Annotated in this window: 16 protein-coding genes; 1 reads left to right on the top strand and 15 read right to left on the bottom strand. The window is 62.1% G+C overall.

Features of this window, described 5'->3' with window-relative positions:
* Positions 1 to 2 precede the first annotated feature (2 nt).
* The 11 genes from ACFPN2_RS20805 to ACFPN2_RS20755 all read right to left on the bottom strand — a co-directional run bounded on the left by ACFPN2_RS20805 (position 3) and on the right by ACFPN2_RS20755 (position 12,540).
* On the bottom strand, positions 3 to 1,148 hold the full coding sequence (locus ACFPN2_RS20805; protein WP_380599990.1) for an ABC transporter substrate-binding protein: 1,146 nt from the start codon (positions 1,146 to 1,148) through the stop codon (positions 3 to 5).
* A gap of 2 nt (positions 1,149 to 1,150) precedes the next feature.
* A complete protein-coding gene (locus ACFPN2_RS20800) occupies positions 1,151 to 2,341 on the bottom strand; it encodes a CaiB/BaiF CoA transferase family protein (protein WP_380599988.1) in 1,191 nt (396 codons plus the stop codon).
* Between the two features lie 10 nt (positions 2,342 to 2,351).
* Positions 2,352 to 3,104: an SDR family NAD(P)-dependent oxidoreductase gene (locus tag ACFPN2_RS20795; RefSeq protein WP_380599986.1), complete on the bottom strand. Its 753-nt coding sequence runs from the start codon at positions 3,102 to 3,104 to the stop codon at positions 2,352 to 2,354.
* Between the two features lie 124 nt (positions 3,105 to 3,228).
* On the bottom strand, positions 3,229 to 4,413 hold the full coding sequence (locus tag ACFPN2_RS20790) for an aldose 1-epimerase family protein (RefSeq protein ID WP_380599984.1): 1,185 nt from the start codon (positions 4,411 to 4,413) through the stop codon (positions 3,229 to 3,231).
* Entirely contained in the window at positions 4,406 to 5,263 is an 858-nt protein-coding gene (locus ACFPN2_RS20785; protein ID WP_380599982.1) for an amidohydrolase family protein, read from the bottom strand. Before ACFPN2_RS20785 ends, ACFPN2_RS20790 begins: the two co-directional genes overlap by 8 nt.
* Positions 5,263 to 6,111 (bottom strand): fumarylacetoacetate hydrolase family protein, encoded by an 849-nt coding sequence (locus ACFPN2_RS20780; RefSeq protein WP_380599980.1) that lies wholly within the window; start codon positions 6,109 to 6,111, stop codon positions 5,263 to 5,265. Before ACFPN2_RS20780 ends, ACFPN2_RS20785 begins: the two co-directional genes overlap by 1 nt.
* A 30-nt stretch (positions 6,112 to 6,141) precedes the next feature.
* Positions 6,142 to 6,507 (bottom strand): L-rhamnose mutarotase, encoded by a 366-nt coding sequence (locus ACFPN2_RS20775; protein ID WP_380599978.1) that lies wholly within the window; start codon positions 6,505 to 6,507, stop codon positions 6,142 to 6,144.
* A complete protein-coding gene (locus ACFPN2_RS20770) occupies positions 6,504 to 7,229 on the bottom strand; it encodes an SDR family oxidoreductase (protein WP_380599976.1) in 726 nt (241 codons plus the stop codon). The genes ACFPN2_RS20775 and ACFPN2_RS20770 overlap by 4 nt, the downstream gene beginning before the upstream one ends.
* Positions 7,230 to 7,251: 22 nt before the next feature.
* Positions 7,252 to 8,568: an MFS transporter gene (locus tag ACFPN2_RS20765; RefSeq protein ID WP_380599974.1), complete on the bottom strand. Its 1,317-nt coding sequence runs from the start codon at positions 8,566 to 8,568 to the stop codon at positions 7,252 to 7,254.
* Positions 8,569 to 8,632: 64 nt separating this feature from the next.
* Complete coding sequence (locus ACFPN2_RS20760; RefSeq protein ID WP_380600196.1) at positions 8,633 to 9,775, bottom strand: mandelate racemase/muconate lactonizing enzyme family protein; 1,143 nt, start codon at positions 9,773 to 9,775, stop codon at positions 8,633 to 8,635.
* Between the two features lie 11 nt (positions 9,776 to 9,786).
* Positions 9,787 to 12,540 (bottom strand): TonB-dependent receptor, encoded by a 2,754-nt coding sequence (locus tag ACFPN2_RS20755; protein WP_380599972.1) that lies wholly within the window; start codon positions 12,538 to 12,540, stop codon positions 9,787 to 9,789.
* Between the two features lie 283 nt (positions 12,541 to 12,823).
* On the opposite strand from ACFPN2_RS20755, the gene ACFPN2_RS20750 reads away from it, so the two are divergent.
* The gene (locus tag ACFPN2_RS20750) at positions 12,824 to 13,486 is read left to right on the top strand and encodes a GntR family transcriptional regulator (protein ID WP_380599970.1); all 663 of its coding nucleotides are present in this window, start codon (positions 12,824 to 12,826) and stop codon (positions 13,484 to 13,486) included.
* Here the strand turns inward: ACFPN2_RS20750 and ACFPN2_RS20745 are convergent.
* From ACFPN2_RS20745 to ACFPN2_RS20730, 4 genes are read right to left on the bottom strand one after another with little or no spacing between them, the layout of a single operon-like run.
* Entirely contained in the window at positions 13,460 to 14,299 is an 840-nt protein-coding gene (locus ACFPN2_RS20745) for a kinase (protein WP_380599968.1), read from the bottom strand. The two genes, ACFPN2_RS20750 and ACFPN2_RS20745, sit on opposite strands and share 27 nt — an antisense overlap.
* A complete protein-coding gene (locus ACFPN2_RS20740) occupies positions 14,289 to 15,260 on the bottom strand; it encodes a 2-hydroxyacid dehydrogenase (protein ID WP_380599966.1) in 972 nt (323 codons plus the stop codon). The genes ACFPN2_RS20745 and ACFPN2_RS20740 overlap by 11 nt, the downstream gene beginning before the upstream one ends.
* 13 nt (positions 15,261 to 15,273) lie before the next feature.
* On the bottom strand, positions 15,274 to 16,404 hold the full coding sequence (gene lldD, locus ACFPN2_RS20735; protein WP_380599964.1) for an FMN-dependent L-lactate dehydrogenase LldD: 1,131 nt from the start codon (positions 16,402 to 16,404) through the stop codon (positions 15,274 to 15,276).
* On the bottom strand, positions 16,401 to 17,426 hold the full coding sequence (locus ACFPN2_RS20730; protein WP_380599962.1) for an aldo/keto reductase: 1,026 nt from the start codon (positions 17,424 to 17,426) through the stop codon (positions 16,401 to 16,403). The genes lldD and ACFPN2_RS20730 overlap by 4 nt, the downstream gene beginning before the upstream one ends.
* Positions 17,427 to 17,449 lie beyond the last annotated feature (23 nt).

The raw sequence follows: 17,449 nt of genomic DNA, 5'->3' as shown, positions 1-17,449 counted from the left end.
CCTCAGGCAGCAGCCGCGCGGAACGAGGCGCCGTACGCATCTTGAATATCGCCCAGCACCGCACGATGCGACCGTCGCTCCGCCAGCCCGTCGCGGATCAGCTGTGAGCAACGAGTCTGGAAAGCAATCGCGCCGTTGAAACGGGGCCGCACGTACGCCTTTTCCAACGTCTCGGCAGTGTGCTCATAGAAACGATTCCAACGCTCGTTCACGGCAGCGTTGTGCCACGACGAGCGACGGCTCGGCTGGCCGTCGTGCGACGGAATGAACACGCTCTGTGCGCCTTCCGAAAGCAGCCATCGCAAGTGGTTCAGCAGCTCGGGCGACGGCTTGCATCGAGTGGAGATACCGATTCCGGTGCCGCCGAGCGTCGATCCGGGCCGGCCGCCCGCAACCTTTCGCGGCGCATTCGAGAACGAGATGGGAGCCGCGCCGGACTGCGTCGGGCTCGCATAGTTCACGTAGCCATAAATCAGCGGGCACAACGCAACGTCTCGCGACTGCGCCATGTGCCCCAGGATGCCGATGGGATTCAGCGCCCACACGCTCGACGGACTGCGGCTCGCGAGCCGAGCCATCACATCGAGCACCGCCAGGCCCGTCGCCTCGGAAACAAACAACTCGGGATCGCGATTCGCGGGCGGCTCGCCGAACGAAGTGGCGATGGACTGAAAACTCAACGCCGCATGCGGCCCGGCGACCGACAACGCGACCGGCGCGCGTTCCGACAACGCAACGACTTCATCCCACGTCACCGGCGCCTCGCCACCGACCAAATCGGCGCGGTACGCCATCACCTGGGTGGCGGCATCCAACGGCAGCGCCCAGTGCTGACCTTCATATTTATAGCTGCTCAGGCAGGGGCCAATAGTGTCCGCCTCCAGCGACGCGATCTCGACGGCGGAGAACAGCGATTCCAGCGGTTGCAGACATTTCGACGCAACCGCCTCACCCACGTGCGGATGATCCAGCACCACCAGATCGTATCGAGCACACAGATCCGCAATCGGATGCGCCTCGAAGCCTTCCAACGGTTGCTTCTGCCAGGCCAGCGTGAACCGGTCCCGATTCACATCGAGTCGAGCAGCGGCGGCGGCTAAAGCGTTATAGCCGCGAGGATGATCCCAGGTCAGGCCGAGATAATGCATGCTCAGTCCTGCTTCACGACGCCCGCGCTGATGAGGCTGCTGATCTTCTCCGGCGCAAAGCCCGCTTCCTGCAAGATAGCGCTCGTGTGCTCGCCCGTCTGCGGCGCGCCGCGCGAGATGCTCGAAGGCGTCTTGCTGAACTTGATCGGAAAGCCTGGCATTTTGACGTGACCTTCCGTGGGATGGTCGTACTCGACGAACGTGCCGTTATGCGCGATCTGCGGATCCTTCACCACATCCTCGTAGCCGTACACCGGGCCGGCCCAGATATCGTTCTTCAGGAACAGCTCGATCCACTCCTGCGACTTGCGCGCCACGAGTCGTTCGCGCGTGCGGGCGAAGATTTCATCTCGATAGGTCCAGCTGTCCTTCTCTTCGTCGACCATGTCGGCGAAGCTCGGCTCGCCGATCAGCTCGCCCAGCTTCTTCAGATTCGCGAACGCCATGACGATGTAGCCATCGGCAGTCGCAAACACGCCGTACGGAGCGCGAATGTAACTGTGAGCATGCGGCTCGGCCGATCGAACCTGCGGCTTCTTGCCGACCGTGAATACAGAGAGCTCCTGCATCTGAATCGCGACAATGGCGTCCAGCATGTTGACCTGCACGAGCTGACCTTCACCGGTGCGCTCGCGATGTAACAGCGCGGCCAGGGTGCCTTCGAATGCGGTGTAGGCTGTGACTGCGTCGGCGAGATATTGTCCGGCGGGCGTCGGCGGCTCGCCCGCGCGACCGGCAGAGAGCATCGCGCCCGACATGCCCTGCAACAGCAGGTCCTGACCGGGGCGGTCCACGTAAGGACCAGTCTCCCCGTAGCCGGAGATCGATACATATATAAGACGCGGATTGATCTTGCTCAGCGTCTCGTAGTCCACGCCCAGGCGCTTGGCGACACCGGGCCGGTAGTTCTGGATGAATACATCCGCGGTCTTCACCAGCTCCATCAGCACCTGCTTGCCTTCCGCCGCCTTCAGATCGACGGCGAGCGAGCGCTTGTTCCGGTTCAGCGAAAGAAAGGAAACATTGATGCGATTGCCCGTCGCGCCACCGGCCGCGCGGAAGCGCTGCCATTCACCGGCGACCGGCTCGACCTTGATCACATCGGCCCCGAGATCGCCGAGCCGTTGCGCGGCGAACGGCCCCGCCATGGCGATCGAACAATCCAGCACCCGATAACCCTTGAGGACGCTCATCTGTGATTCCTTAATGCATCACCCAGCCGCCGTCGACGTTCAACGTCTGGCCGGTGATGAAGCCCGCCTCGTCGGAGGCGAGAAAAGCCAATGCGTTTGCGATGTCGAGCGGGCTGCCGCGACGTTTGACGGCCTGACGCTCGAGCACGAAGCGGGTGTAGCCTTCCGGATCCGGATGGATCTTTTCCGCGTCGGTCGGGAAGGCGCCCGGAGCAATTGCGTTCACGGTTACGCCGTACTCGCCAAACTCTCGCGCCCATGCGCGGGTCAAGCCGACTAGTGCCGCTTTCGATGCGACGTACGGCGAGAGAAGGGCCCAGCCGCCGTAGAACGTGACGCTGCTGACGTTGATGATGCGGCCCCACTGTTTCGCCCGCATGCTGGGCAGAGCGACTTGAACCGCAACGATGCCGGCATCAACGTTCACCCGCTGAACCGCTTGATGTTCCTCTACGGTGAATTGCTCGAACGGCTTCGCGGGATAGATGGCCGCGTTGTTGATCACCACGTCATAGCCGCCGACGCTCTTTGCCATCGCTTCGATGTCAGAACGGAACGCCGCGAGGTCGCCGAGATTCGAGCGCAGGACCTTCAAGCGCGACCGTGCCGCCGATGGAACCGCCGCTTCCAGTGCAGCGATCTTTTCCGCGTTGTTGTCGACCGCAACCACCGTCGCGCCACGATCAAGAAACGCGACTGTCGTCGCCAGGCCCAAGCCGCCGGCTGCGCCGGTATAGAGAATGGTTTTGCCGGAGATGCTCATGAAGTCACCTGCGTGCTACAGACGAGCCCGTCGCCGGCGCAATTGATCCTGAATTCCGGTACGCGCGATAGCGCGCTACCGGCGCGCCCCGCCGGTGCGGAACGCCGCACGAAGAGGAACTGGTTCATGCCGTCCGCCCCGGGATCTTCCGGTACTCACCCGACGGCGCCGGATAATCCTCTTTCGGTTGCTCAGCGATGGACCGAATCCGTTTCTCCGCGGCGCCAATAGCGGCCGCGCCATCGAGCACTTTGAATACCGTGTCATAGCGACGCTCGTCGCCATGCTCCAGCCAGATCATCTCGTCGCGTTGACGGGCGAACTGCTTGCCGAGCACATGATGCGTCGACGGCTCGATGCCGAGCGCGTACTGGCCCGCCTGCAGGTTCTGCCACTCGTACTGACAAGGAAACTGTTCCTTGCGTGTCTCAACCTGGAATCCAAACCCAATCGCATCGTTCACAAGCGCGACCGGCACATTGCCGGCAGCATCCGCCGCCATCTCGTGCTGCCACACCTGCTCGTGAAAGCCCATCTTCGGCGCAGGCAACTGCCGATAACCAACGCCCTGCGCGCGATATTTCTCACCTGCATGCGCCGCCCACACAACATCGCGAATTGGCGCGAGATAGCGTGAGCCTTCGGCGAGCACCGGATGCCCCACGTTGATGTGGTAGCAGAGCATGTGAGGCGTGCGATAGAAGCCATGATTCACGACGCGATCCATCAATCGAATCTCATCGGAACCAACCTTGGCCTCGATGCGACGAATCAGCTGCAGGTCCTCGCCAAACACAGCGGACTGCTGCACGATGCCTTCACACCACAGCGTGCACTCATCGCCATCCCAACGCTCGCCGTAACCGGTGAGACGAGCCGGGATCGTGCCGATACGACCATGCAGCGATGACTTCACCGACGTGCGCGGGCCGTAGACGTACTGACTGGCATCGTCGTCATCCATGAACAGGATGTGATCCAGGCCGCACGTCACAATCAAACCAGAGAACGAGCGCAGCCACGACAGCCCGCCCTCGCCTTCATATTCATGCAAACCGGGATGACGAAAGCCTGTCGGCGAATGCCATCCAATCGCGCGGCCTTTGTGCTCGCACTCGGCGATGTCGAGCGCGCGATCGACGAGCACGGTGAAGCGCAAGCCGGTGCCGGTGCGAAACTCGAGCATACGAATGCCGCGTTCCACGCCATCCGACAGCTCCATCAATCGCACGCCAGCGAACTGAGACAACATGCCGGCATGCGCGGACACGTCGCGTCGTGAGTTCGAATGCCCGTAGAGCTCAACCATGATTGCCCCTCGCCGCCAGACCGTAAACTTGGGCCGCCGTCTTGCCCCAGATCCACTCGCGATCCGCCGCGGAAAGTCGCGACGACCAGCGCTCGATGATGTCGGCAACCTCGGCGTACTCAGAAACCAACAGGCACACCGGCCAGTCGGAACCGAACATCAAGCGCCGCGGCCCGAACATCTCCAACGCAACGTCGAGATAGTCGCGCAGATGGTCGGCGTCGAACTTGCCAGCAGCGTCGTTGGCTTCAGTAACCAATCCCGACAACTTGCAGACGACATGAGGTAATGCCGCGATCGCCGCGAGATCCCGCCGCCACGAATCGATCTGTCGATGGCGAACATCCGGCTTGCCGAGGTGATCGAGCACCAGCCAATGTTGATCGCTCTTACGCGAGAACGGCGTAATCGCAGGAAACTGGTCGGCAGAGACCAGCAGCTCGTAAATCATCTTTCGGCTTTGAATCAGCGCCACGCCGCGCTCGAACGCGGCGCTCGACACCAAGGCACCGGCGTTGGGATCGCCCTGAAGCACATGACGAAAGCCGATGAGCTTCTTCTGCGACGCCCAGCGCTCCAATCGTCGAGCCAGCCGCTCGTCGCACAGATCCACCCAACCGATGACACCGGCAATCCACGGATAGCGAATCGCGAGATCCAATAGGAAATCCGTCTCCGGCTCGCTCATGCGTGCCTGCACGGCGATACAACTGTCGATGCGCGCCTGATCCAACAACGGGCGCACATCCTCCGGCAGGCGATCGCGTTTCAGCGCCTGCATATCCGCGCTCATCCACGGATACTCCCGCGGATCAAAGCGCCAGAAATGAATGTGCGAATCGACGCGCATCAGGCACCGTATGCCTTCACGACCTGACGCTGCTCACCGAGCTTGTCGATGCCGAGGCGAATGACGTTGCCCGGCCGCAGATAAATCGGTGGCTTGAAACCGAGACCGACGCCCGCGGGTGTGCCGGTGGAAATCACATCTCCGGGCTGCAAGCTCATCATGCCGCTCAGATAGCTGATGATGCGCGGAATGCGGAAGATCATGTTCGAGCTGTTGCCGTTCTGATAGCGCTTGCCGTCCACTTCCAACCACATGCCCAACGTATGCGGATCGGGCACTTCGTCTTTGGTGACCAGCCACGGGCCGGTCGGACCGAACGTGTCGCAACCTTTGCCTTTGTCCCACGTGCCGCCGCGCTCGAGCTGAAACTCGCGCTCGGAGACATCGTTGATCACGCAGTAGCCGGCCACATGCGAGAGCGCGTCGGCTTCTTCGATGTAGCGACCGCCCTTACCGATGACGACGCCCAATTCGACTTCCCAATCGGTCTTCTGCGAGCCGCGCGGGATCTCGATGTCATCGTTCGGGCCGACGACGGCGCTGGTCCATTTGCCGAACACCACGGGCTCGGCGGGAATGGGCAGGTTCGATTCGGCCGCGTGATCGGAGAAGTTCAAGCCGATGCAAATGAACTTGCCAATGCGGCCCACGCACGCACCGAGCCGCACTTTGCTGTCCACAACGGGCAGCTTCGATGTGTCGAGCGATGCCAGCTTATCGAGACCGGCGGGCGTCAATGTGTCGCCGCCGATGTCGGTGACGACTCCGCTCAAGTCGCGGATCTTGCCCGTGGCATCCAGCAGCCCTGGTCTTTCCTGGCCCGGCAGGCCGTAACGAAGCAGTTTCATAAGCTCACTCGATCGCAAAAAGAAAATGGGTCAGGGCTGCGCAGCGAGGGAGTAGATGCACTCCATCGGTTGCCACTTGCCGGCGTTCACGCCGGGCTTCGCAAACGGCAGCGCTTGCTGAAGCGTGTCCATCAACTGATTCCACGCTTGCACATCGGCATTGGTCGCATCCGCACGCTCTTTGGCTTCCGGCGAATAGCGCGCATCGACATCCATGATCATGAACAGTCGATTGCCGATCAGATAAATCTCGAGCACGGCGATGCCGCCTTCACGCAGCGACCGCGTCACACCCGCCGGCGGCCCGCCCGGCGCGTGCCAGCGTTTGTAACTGGCGATGACCTCGGGATCGTCCCGAAGGTCGACCGCGAAGCACATTCGCCGCGTCGTGGTCATGCGGTCCAGCCACCATCGATGGTGTGTGTCTGACCGGTGACGAACTTCGATTCGTCGCTGGCCAGATACAGCGCAAGCAGCGCGATCTCTTCGGCTGTGCCCAATCGACCCATGGGCTGACGGGCAATAAAGGCTTTGTGCGCGGCTTCGTAATCGCCGGTCGCCTGCATGCGCTGATGCAGCGACGGTGTATCGACCGTGCCCGGACAGATCGCGTTACAACGAATGCCGCGCGAGATGTAATCCACCGCGACAGACTTGGTGAGGCCGATGATCGCGGCCTTCGTCGCCGAGTAGGCGAAACGATTCGGCACCGCCTTGTAGCCGGCGATCGAGGACATGTTGATGATCGAGCCGCCGCCGGCATCGAGCATCTCCGGCAGGAAGGCACGAATGATTCGATACATCGGCGTCACATTCAGATCGACGGATGTGCTCCACGCATTGTCATCGCACTCGAGAATGGTGCCGGCGTGCACGATGCCCGCGCAGTTGAAGATGACATCGACCGTGCCGAGTTCAGCAGCGAGCGCATTGATGGCATCCGCGGATCGCACGTCGAGCCGACGCGTTTCAACGCCTTGCAGCTCGGACAGCTTGCCCGCATCGATGTCGGTGGCAATGACCCGAGCGCCTTCGCGAGCGAACAGCTCGGCGGTGGCGCGACCGATGCCTTGAGCGGCGGCGGTCACCAATGCAACTTTGTTAACAAGCCTCGACATCGAAATCTCCAACCGGCTGCGCTCAGCGCACGGACTTGATGGGCAGCACGAAGAATGAGCCGGCGAAGACGAACACCATCGCCGAAATGAACAGCCACTGATAGTTGTTGCCGGACAGGTTCAGCAACCAGGCACACCAGACCGGGCTCAGGATCTGCGGCACATTGACGGCGCTGGTGAGAATGCCGAGGTCCTTGCCGGTGGACTCGCTGCCCTCGCCGCTCAGCGACTTCGGCAACACCTGGGTCATGAGCGCCATATCCACCGACATGAACGCGCCGTAGCCGATGCCCATCAGTGCCGCGTACCACAACATGCCGGGCACGGTGTCGAGCACCAGCGGCACGGTGAGCGCGATGCCCATGATGAGGCTGGAAAGAAAAACCAGCGGCTTGCGACGGCCGATGGCGTCGGACAACAAACCGGACCCGAGCCCTGCGATCACCAGCGCGATGAACGTGACCGTCGACAAGGTCGCAATCATGCGATTCGCATTGTCGAGGGACAGGCCGATGTAGTCCTGCAAGATATAAAGCAAATACGTGACGATGCCCTGGTAGCCCATGTAGATGGCGAAGCGTCCGCAGAACGCCCAGGCGAAATCGGGATGCTGACGCGGGCTGATCCAGAAGCTTTTGAAGAACGCGCCGAGTTGCATCGAGCTCGGCGCAGCGCCGTGGTAGCGCGGCTCGGGATTCAAGAGCACGAAGGCCACGCAGCCTACCGCGATAGCAACAGCAAACAATAGATACGCGAGCGTCAGTGTCGATGCCATGTAGCCCGCGACCACGATGCCGATCGTGCCGCCCGCCGTCATGCCTGCGCCAACGAAGCCCGACACCGTGCCGCGCTCTTTCTCAGGAAATCGATCCGCGACGATGGTCGTCAACGCGGCCTGCATCGAGTTCAAAGCAACCGTCGCGCCGACCCAGAAGAACGTGATGGACCACAGCTGCCTCATCTGAGAAGCAGCAAACAAACACAACGCACCGACCACCGCGCCCACGGCGATCCAAGGAGTACGTCGACCCCAGCGGCTGCGCGTCCGATCGGAGAGCGCACCGGCAATCGGCGTCGTCAACGTGCTGAAGATCGAAGTGACCGCGAACACGATCGCAAGATCGCGCGCCTTGTTCGCGGGATCGATGGCCTGGATCTGATTTGGCAGCAGCACCGAGAGCACGGCGCAGTACAGAGCCAGCAGGATGAAGAAGACCGTCGTCAGCGAGCCCAGCAGCAACCAGCGGCGCGAACCGCTGACGTGAGCATACGTATCCACGGCGGCCTGCTGGGCCGGGGCGGCGCCACTGGAGACTGGATCGGTCAACACGGAGCTCATCTTAGCTGGTTTGACGGCTGGTTTTGACGGCTGGCCTGGCAAGCTTCCAGTGAGCGAAGCGCCGTTACCCCACGTGTTGCAAGCGCTGCTGAGGCGGCACATGCCCCAGCTCGGCGCGGGCCAGCACGTCCGGCCGGCGCCAGGTGCGACGGGCCAGCTCGCTGATGACAAGTCCGTGGCCGGGCTGGTTCGAGCCCCAGATCCGTCCATCGCGAATCTCATACGGCTGCTCGACCAGGTGCTCGAAATTCTGGAACGAGTATTCCACCCACTCCACGCCCGGCAAGGCGAGCGCCATATTCACACCCAGCTCGAGGAACGTGTTGCCCATGGTGATACGCGCGCCCATGTCGGCCGCGAGCCAGCCAATGCGCATCACGTCGGTCACATGACCGTGCACGTTGAGCAGATCGGACACTCGCGCCTCGAGCAGCTTGCGCTTGCCGGACACGTCCAGATATTCGCCGGCGTTCACCAGCGTCGGACCGCACTGGTCTTGAATGAGCTTCAGGCCGGCGAAGTCGTCGCGCAGGATGGGATCTTCCACCCAGTAAATATCGTGCCCCGCCTTCTGCATCGTCAGCAGATTGCGAATCGCCTGCTTCGGCAGCCAGGCCTCGTTGGCGTCGACCATGATCAATGCGTCCTTGCGCACGACCTTCTTCAGCAACGCGAGCCGATGCAGATCGCGCTCGAAGTCCGGATGGCCGACCTTGATCTTGAAGGCCTTGAATCCCTGCGCGTCCGCCTGCGCGAACAGCTTCTGGAATTCGTCATCGGACAGATGGAAGTCGAGGCCGCTCGCATACGCCTGCACGTCACGGCGCTCGGCCCCGAGCAGCTCCCACAACGGCAGCTTCACCGACTTCGCGAACAGATCCCAAACCGCGTGCTGAAGCGCTTCCTCGAAAGGAAGCGTCAGCTTGCGAATGTTGCCGCCGCGCGGCCGACGCACGGCATGCGCGACAGCCTCGACCTTGCGACCTTGCAGCTTCGGCCAGACTTCCTCGCGAAACACCCGCTCGATCTCGGCTTCGGCCGGCAGCGGATGAAACAACGACTGCACGAAGCCAAGGCCGGTCTCCCCTCGCTCGCCGATCAGCTCCAGCGTCGCCAGGTGCACGTCGTCGGCGCGCACCTGACTGTCGCCGATGACGCGATCGCGGGCGAACTGAAAGCGGGTGATACGGAAGTCGACAATGTTCATCATGCGTCTCGTCAGAACGTGGTCCGCACACCCAGGATGTAGCGGCGGCCGGTCGTGCGGTATTCCTTCGTGCGATCGGCTGTCGTCGAGTAGATGAACTCTTTCTCGTCGTTCAGATTGATGCCCTCGAGGGACACGGTGATGGCATCCGTGACCTTGAAGCCGAAGCTGGCGTCGAGCTGGCCGTAGTCGTCGAAATATTCCGGATCGCCGTTGCGTCCGCTGGCCACCTGCAGGAAGTTCTCGCGGAAGGTGTAAGCGAGTCGTGCCTGGATCCGATCTTTCTCGTAGAAGCCGACGAAGTTATAAGAGTTGCGCGACAGGCCCTGCAGGCCGAACGAAGCGCCCGACACCACGTTGGTGTACGAAGCATCGCTCTCCACATAGGTGTAGTTGGCCTGCACGCCGAAGCCATCGAACGGCGCCGGCAGCATGTCGAACACCTGCTGATAACCGAACTCCAGGCCCTTCACCTTGGCGCCCTTGCCGTTCTCGGGCTGCGTGACCTGGAACACCACCTGATCGACCAGCTGCGGCGTGGTCGCATCGGCGACGAACGACTCGATGTCCTTGTAGAACGCCGCGCCCGACAACACGCTCAGGTCGGCGAAGTACCACTCCAAGCCCACTTCGAACTGCTTGGCGCGGAACGGATCGAGATCCGGATTGCCGCGATTGATGGTCTCGTTGCCCGGGTTGCTGAGAATCGTCTGCGCCGGCGACAGATCCGACAGCGTCGGACGCGTCATCACCTTCGACGCCGAGAAGCGCGCCACCAGGTCGTCGGTGAGATCGAGCTTGACGTTCAACGACGGCAGGAAGTCATGGTAGTCGCCGTCGAAGCTGATCGGCACCACCGGCGACAGCGTGATTATGTTCTGACCCAAGCCGTTCGGCACAGCGCTGATCAAGGTCTGAGCGGCGCCGGAGGAGGTGAATTTGGTCTGCTCATAACGCAGGCCGGCGTTGATCGAGTACGGCAGGCTGCCGAGCTCGCCTTTGAACTCGACCATGAAGTACGCGAGGTTCACGTCTTCGCTGACCACCGAACTCTGCGCCGGATCGAACGTCGGATCGACGTAGCCCACCCAGCCGGCCGCCAGCTGCGCCGGCGTCGGCACATAGTTACGCAACGCATTCACGAGCACGCGCGGGTCGTAATCCACCCAGTCGCGAACCGCGTTACCGCTGTGCGAGGAGAAGAAATCCATGTTGGTCGGGCGGAAAATGCTCGACGGCATAGGCACGTACACACCGCCGCCGCAGAACGCACACTGCGAGGAGAACGGCATGCTGATCGTATCGATCGTCTTGTCACGCTCTTCGCGGCCGATGCCGGCATACAGCGCGACGCCCGTGCCCGCATCCCAGGAGCCATCGAGGCGGAACTCTTTGGTCTCGTCCTTGTAGTCCGAGCCGCCGTCGTTCTCGTAGTGCGCACCGATGTGACTCAGATCGGTCGCGGCGTTGGCGTAGTTCGGATTGGAGAAGCTGTAATCGTAGATCTGGCTGCCGTTACGACGATCGTATTCGAGCGTCATGCCGGTGCGGCGGATGGTCGAGAAGTAATTGTCTTCTTTGCCTTCGCGCGTAGCTTCGGACGCCGATGCGTCGAACGCGAGGCGGAAGTCGCCCGGCGTCCATGCGATGTTGTAGCCGATCAGCTTGGTTTCGGTGAGGCGCGGTGCGCGCGTCACGATCTGATCGACGAAGCCGTTCTCGATTTTCTGATACACGGCCTTGTTGCCCTGGACGACCTGCTCCACCAGCGTGCCGCCGCTGAAGTCATAGGCCAGGCCCGTGCTGTGATCCATCTGATCGAGCTTGGAGTAGAAACCGTCCAGGCTCATGGTCACTTCGTCGGCGGGCTTGTATTGAACGGTCAGGTTCACGCCGGTGCGTTCGCGCTCGCTCAGCACGAAGAACGGCGACAGGTTCGAAGGCATATCGACGTTGCTGAACGGCGCAACGTTCGGGCCGGTGCGGTTGTAGAAATAATCGGTCGGCGACACGCTGCCGCGCTTCACATGGCCGGCGCCGATGGTGAATTCGTCATCGCGCAGATCGCGCTTCTCATAAGAGGCCACCAGCGCCACGCCGAAGTCGCCGGCGTCGTTGTGGAAGCTCAACAGACCCGAAGCGGACGGACCGTAGTCGTCGGCGAGGTCGTTATAAATCGTGCGCAGCTGACCGCCGGCCGAGAACCCATCGCCTTCCAGCGGCCGGACCGTCTTGATGTCCACGGTCGCGCCGATGCTGGCGCCGTTCAAGTTGGCCTGCGGGCTCTTGTAAACATTGGCGCCGGAGATCAGCTCGGACGGCAACACGTCGAAGCTGAATTCGCGACCGACGTTTTCGGTGGCGAGCGTGCGGCCGTTCAATGTGACGACGTTGAATTGCGGACCGAGGCCGCGCACCGAGATGAACTGACCGTCGCCGCGATTACGCTCGATGGTCACGCCGTTGATACGCTGCAGGGACTCGGCGACGTTTTGATCCGGCAACTTGCCCAGATCTTCGGTTGCGATGGCATCGACCGAGCCGATGGCCGTGCGCTTGATCTCCACCGACTGCTGCAAGCTGCTGCGCAGACCGGTGACCACGATTTCTTCGAGGCCCCCTTCCGAGCTGCCGGTGTTCTGCGCGGCAGGTTCGGCCGCGGGCGCGGCTTCTTGAGCGAAGGCTCCGTGAGCCAGGACCAGCGAAGCCGCCGGGATCAAAGAAGAGAAGTACGGACGAAAGCGTCGTTTATGCGCGTGTGCCATTGCCATCCCCCAGACTGCGATACGGTTGTCGCGTATTAATATCGCGAATCGATTGACTGATATATTACATCGACAAAATAAGATTTCAATAGGATCATCTGTACAGTCAATCGCGGGAGGAAGGTCCGTTCCAAGCCCTGACCGCGCCAGGAAATTTTGCATGTGCGGGCAGTGTTGCCAGCCGGCGCGAAAAACCCGTAACTCAGTGATATATCATCCAGCCATGCCCAGCCGACGACCCCCGCAAGCGGAACTGCGCCCTGCACCCCAGGCCTCTTCAGAGGTGGAAGCCACAGCCGATGGCCGCCGCCTGAGCGAAGTGGCTTATCAGGCCATTCTCGAAGGCTTGTTCAATCGCAAGGTGCCGACCGGCGCGTTCCTGTCGCAGAGCGACCTGGTTCGTATGCTCGGCGTACCAGTGCAACCCCTACGCGATGCCTTGCGCATTCTCGAAGCGGAAGGCGTGTTGACCATTCATCCGCGCGCCGGCATCGAGTTCCTGAAGCCCGATCTGGAGCTCGCGCGCAGTACTTATCAATTCCGCTCCATCATCGAGCGCGCCGCGGCTCGTACTTATGCGGAGAACGGCGATGCCGCCGCCATCGCCTCGCTGGTTCACGACCACCAGTCGTTGATCGAGCAAATCGGCGCCAAGGGATTGTTGCCTGAACATCTGGCGCCCCTGCAATCCCTGGAAGATCGCCTACACGGCGAGATGGTGGCGAGCCTGCGCAATCCGTTGATCGAGACTACCGCGCGGCGGCTGAAGAATTATTTGATTCTGATCAAGCTGGATCGGCGCATCACCGCGCCGCTGGCATTGCGCACGCTACGCGAGCACATGGAAATTCTCGAAGCGTGTCAGAAGCGCGATGCCGATCTGGCCGAGGCGGCGCTGGGCCGTCACTTCCAAGCCGCGCTACAGCGGATTCTCGGCATGGTTTGAGTGCCGGCTGAGCACGGCACGCTCGGGTGACAGACGAATCACCAGATCGGCGCGGCCCGGCATCTCGATCAGGATGTGACGAGTCAGACGCTCGTAGTGCTGGATGAAGCGCGCCAGCTCCGCATCCGTCATCACACCGGATTTGTTTCCTGACTGCTCGCGCAGCTCGTGCTCCTGCTGAGTGCGCCACTTCAACACCACGTCGAACGACGGCGCCGCGAGCAGCACCAGAAAGTCGATCTTTCCAAACAGCCGCTGATACTCGCCGCCGAGCGCGTCGTTCACATATCGACGCCACCGGCCATCGACATCCTCATTCGCTTCGAGCGCATTCACGGGTTGATCCAACGGCCCGAGCGATTGCGGCCGCGCGCCCACGCACCAGCCTTCGAAGAACACCAGCTGCGCCGGCCCTGCGACTGAATCCCACTGGGCCTTGGGGCGACGATCGTCGATGGACTTGTCGAAGCGAGGCAGCGGCACTGGTCCGCCATGCGCGAGCGCATTCAACGTGTGAACGCCCAGCTTCGTATCGTGCGTGCCGGGCACGCCGCGGGTGCGAAGCAATGGATGCACGTGCCTCGCCAGCGTGACTCGCTCTGCGAGCGGCAAATACAAATCATCGAGAGAAAGATTCGCGACTTTGAGGCCCGCCTGCGTGAAGCGGGTCGTCAGCGTCTGGCAAACCGTGCTCTTGCCGCTGCCCTGACTGCCGCACACCCCGACGACGAGCGGACGTTTCGATGGCGCGGCAAGCCGCGCGCCTATGGCATGTGCGATGATGTCAGCGGCGGACTGCGATTCAGGCGACACGGTTCGGTGGCGTTCGGCCGGCGAAAAAGCTGTCCAGATTGTCGGCCATTTGCATGCCCATGGCAGTACGCGCTTCCAGCGTTGCGCTTCCCAAATGCGGCAGCAGGACGACGTTTTCCAACTCTTGCAGTGCCGGTGACACCGCCGGCTCGCGCTCATACACATCGAGGCCGGCCGCGGCGATCTGTCGTTGCGCAAGCGCCGTCGCCAACGCGTCCTCGTCGACCACGCTGCCTCGAGCCGTGTTGATCAGAATCGCCGTCGACTTCATTCGCGACAACGTGTTCGAGTTGATCAAGTGGCGCGTGGCCGCCCCGCCCGGACAATGCAGCGACACTACGTCAGATGCGGCGAGCAAACTCTCCAGCGTCGCATGATGCTCGGCGCCGAGCGCACTTTCTTCTTCGGCACTGGCCCGACTGCGCGAGTGATAAGCGATGCGCATGCCCAGCGCAGCCCGAGCACGACGCGCCGCTTCCTTGGCGATACGACCGAAACCGATCAGGCCCAGGGTCTTGCCCTTCACATCCATGCCGAGCAATTGGGTCGGCGCCCAGCCGGTCCACTTGCCTTCACGTAACAACCGCTCACCCTCACCGGCACGACGGCTCGCCATCAGGATCAGAAGAACGGTCAGCTCCGCGGTCGCATCGGTGAGCGCATCGGGCGTGTTGGTAACGATCAAGTTCGCTTTCTTCGCAGCCTCCAGATCGATGTGCTCGAAGCCCGCGCCGAAGTTCGCGATGATGCGCGTTCTCAATCCTGAGTTGAGTAACAACGCCGCATCCAGCTTGTCCGTGATCGTCGGCGACAGCGCGTCGAAGCTTCGCAGCGCCATCAGCAACGCTTCGCGCCCGAGCGGGCGATCGTCGGGATTCACGGTCACTTCATAGCTGGCGCGCAGCCGCTCCAGCACCGAAGCCGGCAATCGACGGGTAATGAGCAGAGTCGGACGAGACATGGCGGCCTCCTTGTCAGGCGAGAATCGAGCGATCGATTTCGCTCACATTGCAGACGGCGGTCAACGCCATCGCGACTCGCATTTCCTTCGCAAAAATCTCCAGCAACTGACTGACACCGGCGCCGCCATTCGCGGCCAGCGCGAATACCCAGGCGCGGCCCAACATGACACCCTCGGCGCCCAAGGCCATGAGACGAACCACATCGAGGCCCGATCTCACACCCGAGTCGGCGAGAATCGTCAGCTTGCCTTTCACCGCGTCGGCAATTGCCGGCAGCGCCCGCGCCGATGACAACACGCCGTCGAGCTGACGGCCGCCGTGATTGGAAACAACGATGCCGTCGGCCCCGATGTTTGCAGCGGAGATCGCATCCTCCGGATCCAGAATGCCTTTGATGATGAGCGGCCCCTGCCACTCCTGTCGCAGCCAATCCAGATCGGCCCAGCGAATGCTGGGATCGAAGTTCGCACCCAGCCAGCCCATGTAATCGCCGAGCCCGCTCTTGGTGCCCAACACGGATTTGAGATTGCCCAGCGAATGCGGCCGACCATGTACGCCCACATCCCAAGACCACTGCGGCCTGCCCATCGCTTGTAACACTCGACGCAGCGGCGCACCGCGGCCAGACATGCCCGAATGAGCATCGCGATAACGAGCGCCGGGCACCGGCATGTCGACGGTGAACACGAGGGCCTGCGCGCCAACCGCCTTGGCCCGCGACAACATCTCGCGCATGAAGCCGCGGTCTTTGATCACATACAGCTGATACCAGATCGGCGCCGGACAATTCTTCGCGACTTCTTCGATCGAGCAGATCGAGACCGTCGAGAGTGTGAACGGCACGCCGGCATTGCACGCGGCCTGAGCGGCCTGCACCTCACCGCGTCGAGCGGACATGCCCGAGATGCCGATCGGCCCGAGCACCACCGGCATCGACAGCTTGCGACCGAACAGGGTCGTGCTCAGATCGATCTTGGAAACATCGCGCAACACCCGTTGCCGAAGCGCGATCTCGGTCAGATCGCTGACGTTTTTCTCCAGGGTGCGCTCGTCGTAGGCGCCCCCATCGATGTAGTCGAACAGAAAACGCGGCAGACGACTTTGGGCGGCCCGGCGGAAATCTTTGGTCGAAGCGAGAATCATTCGGTCACCGGCAACGGAGCATCGGGTCGAACCAGTCCTTGAGCGCGCAACTCGGCCCAGAAGGCGCCGGGAATCGGCAGCGTCAGCCACTCCTTCGCTCTGTGCACCTCATCCGGATTGCCCATGCCCGGAATCACCGAAATCACTTGCGGATGGGCCAGCGGAAACTGCAGCGCGGCCGCGGCCAGCGGTACATCGTGACGAGCGCAAACGGCTTCGATGGCCGACACCCGAGCGACGATGTCCGGCGGCGCCGGCTGATACTCGTACATCAAGGGGCCCGTCCTCCGCGTTCCATTGCGCCCGTCATGGGCAAGAATTCCGGAATTGTACGGGCCTCCGACCACGATTGAGACCTTTCGCTGCTTACACAACGGCAGAAAGGTCTCGAGTGCCCGTTGTTCGAGCAGGGTGTAACGGCCGGCGAGCAGCATGATGTCAAAGTCGCCATGCGCCAGCGCCTCTTCGCACACTTGCCACTCGTTGACGCCGAGCCCGATAGCCTTCACCGCCCCGCCATCGCGCAGCTTCCGGAGCGCGCGATAGCCGCCCTCCATGAATTCGGCAAACAGTTTCGGGTGCTTGTCCCCATGGGCGTAGCGCCCGAGATCATGGACATAGAGAACATCGATGTCCCGGCGCAGGCGAGCACGACTCTCTTCATAAGAGCGCATGACCGCGTCGTAGCTGTAGTCGAACACGCTTTCGAAGGGCTCGGGCGAGACAAACCCCTGTCGCACCTGGCTCAGATCGGCGTCCGGCCGCGGATCGAGCCGTCGTCCCACCTTGGTCGAAATCACCACCCGCCGACGCGGATCGAGCTCGGCGAGCGCGGCGCCGAGCCGCTTTTCGCTCAGCCCGAAGCCGTAGTGAGGCGCGGTATCTATATAGAGAACGCCTTCGGTCAACGCGGTCTGGACGGTGGCGAACGCCAGTTCGTCGGTCACCGGGCGGTACAGATTCCCGATGGCAGCACTGCCAAAGCCCAGTAGGCTGATGCGGTCTTGAACACGGGCCGGCATGGGGTTTCACTTCGTATATCAGA

The organism is Steroidobacter flavus (genome assembly GCF_042651805.1).
Classification (GTDB): Bacteria; Pseudomonadota; Gammaproteobacteria; order Steroidobacterales; family Steroidobacteraceae; genus Steroidobacter; species Steroidobacter flavus.
Note: the sequence above shows the minus strand (reverse complement) of the source record. Positions and strands in the feature narration are given on the sequence as shown.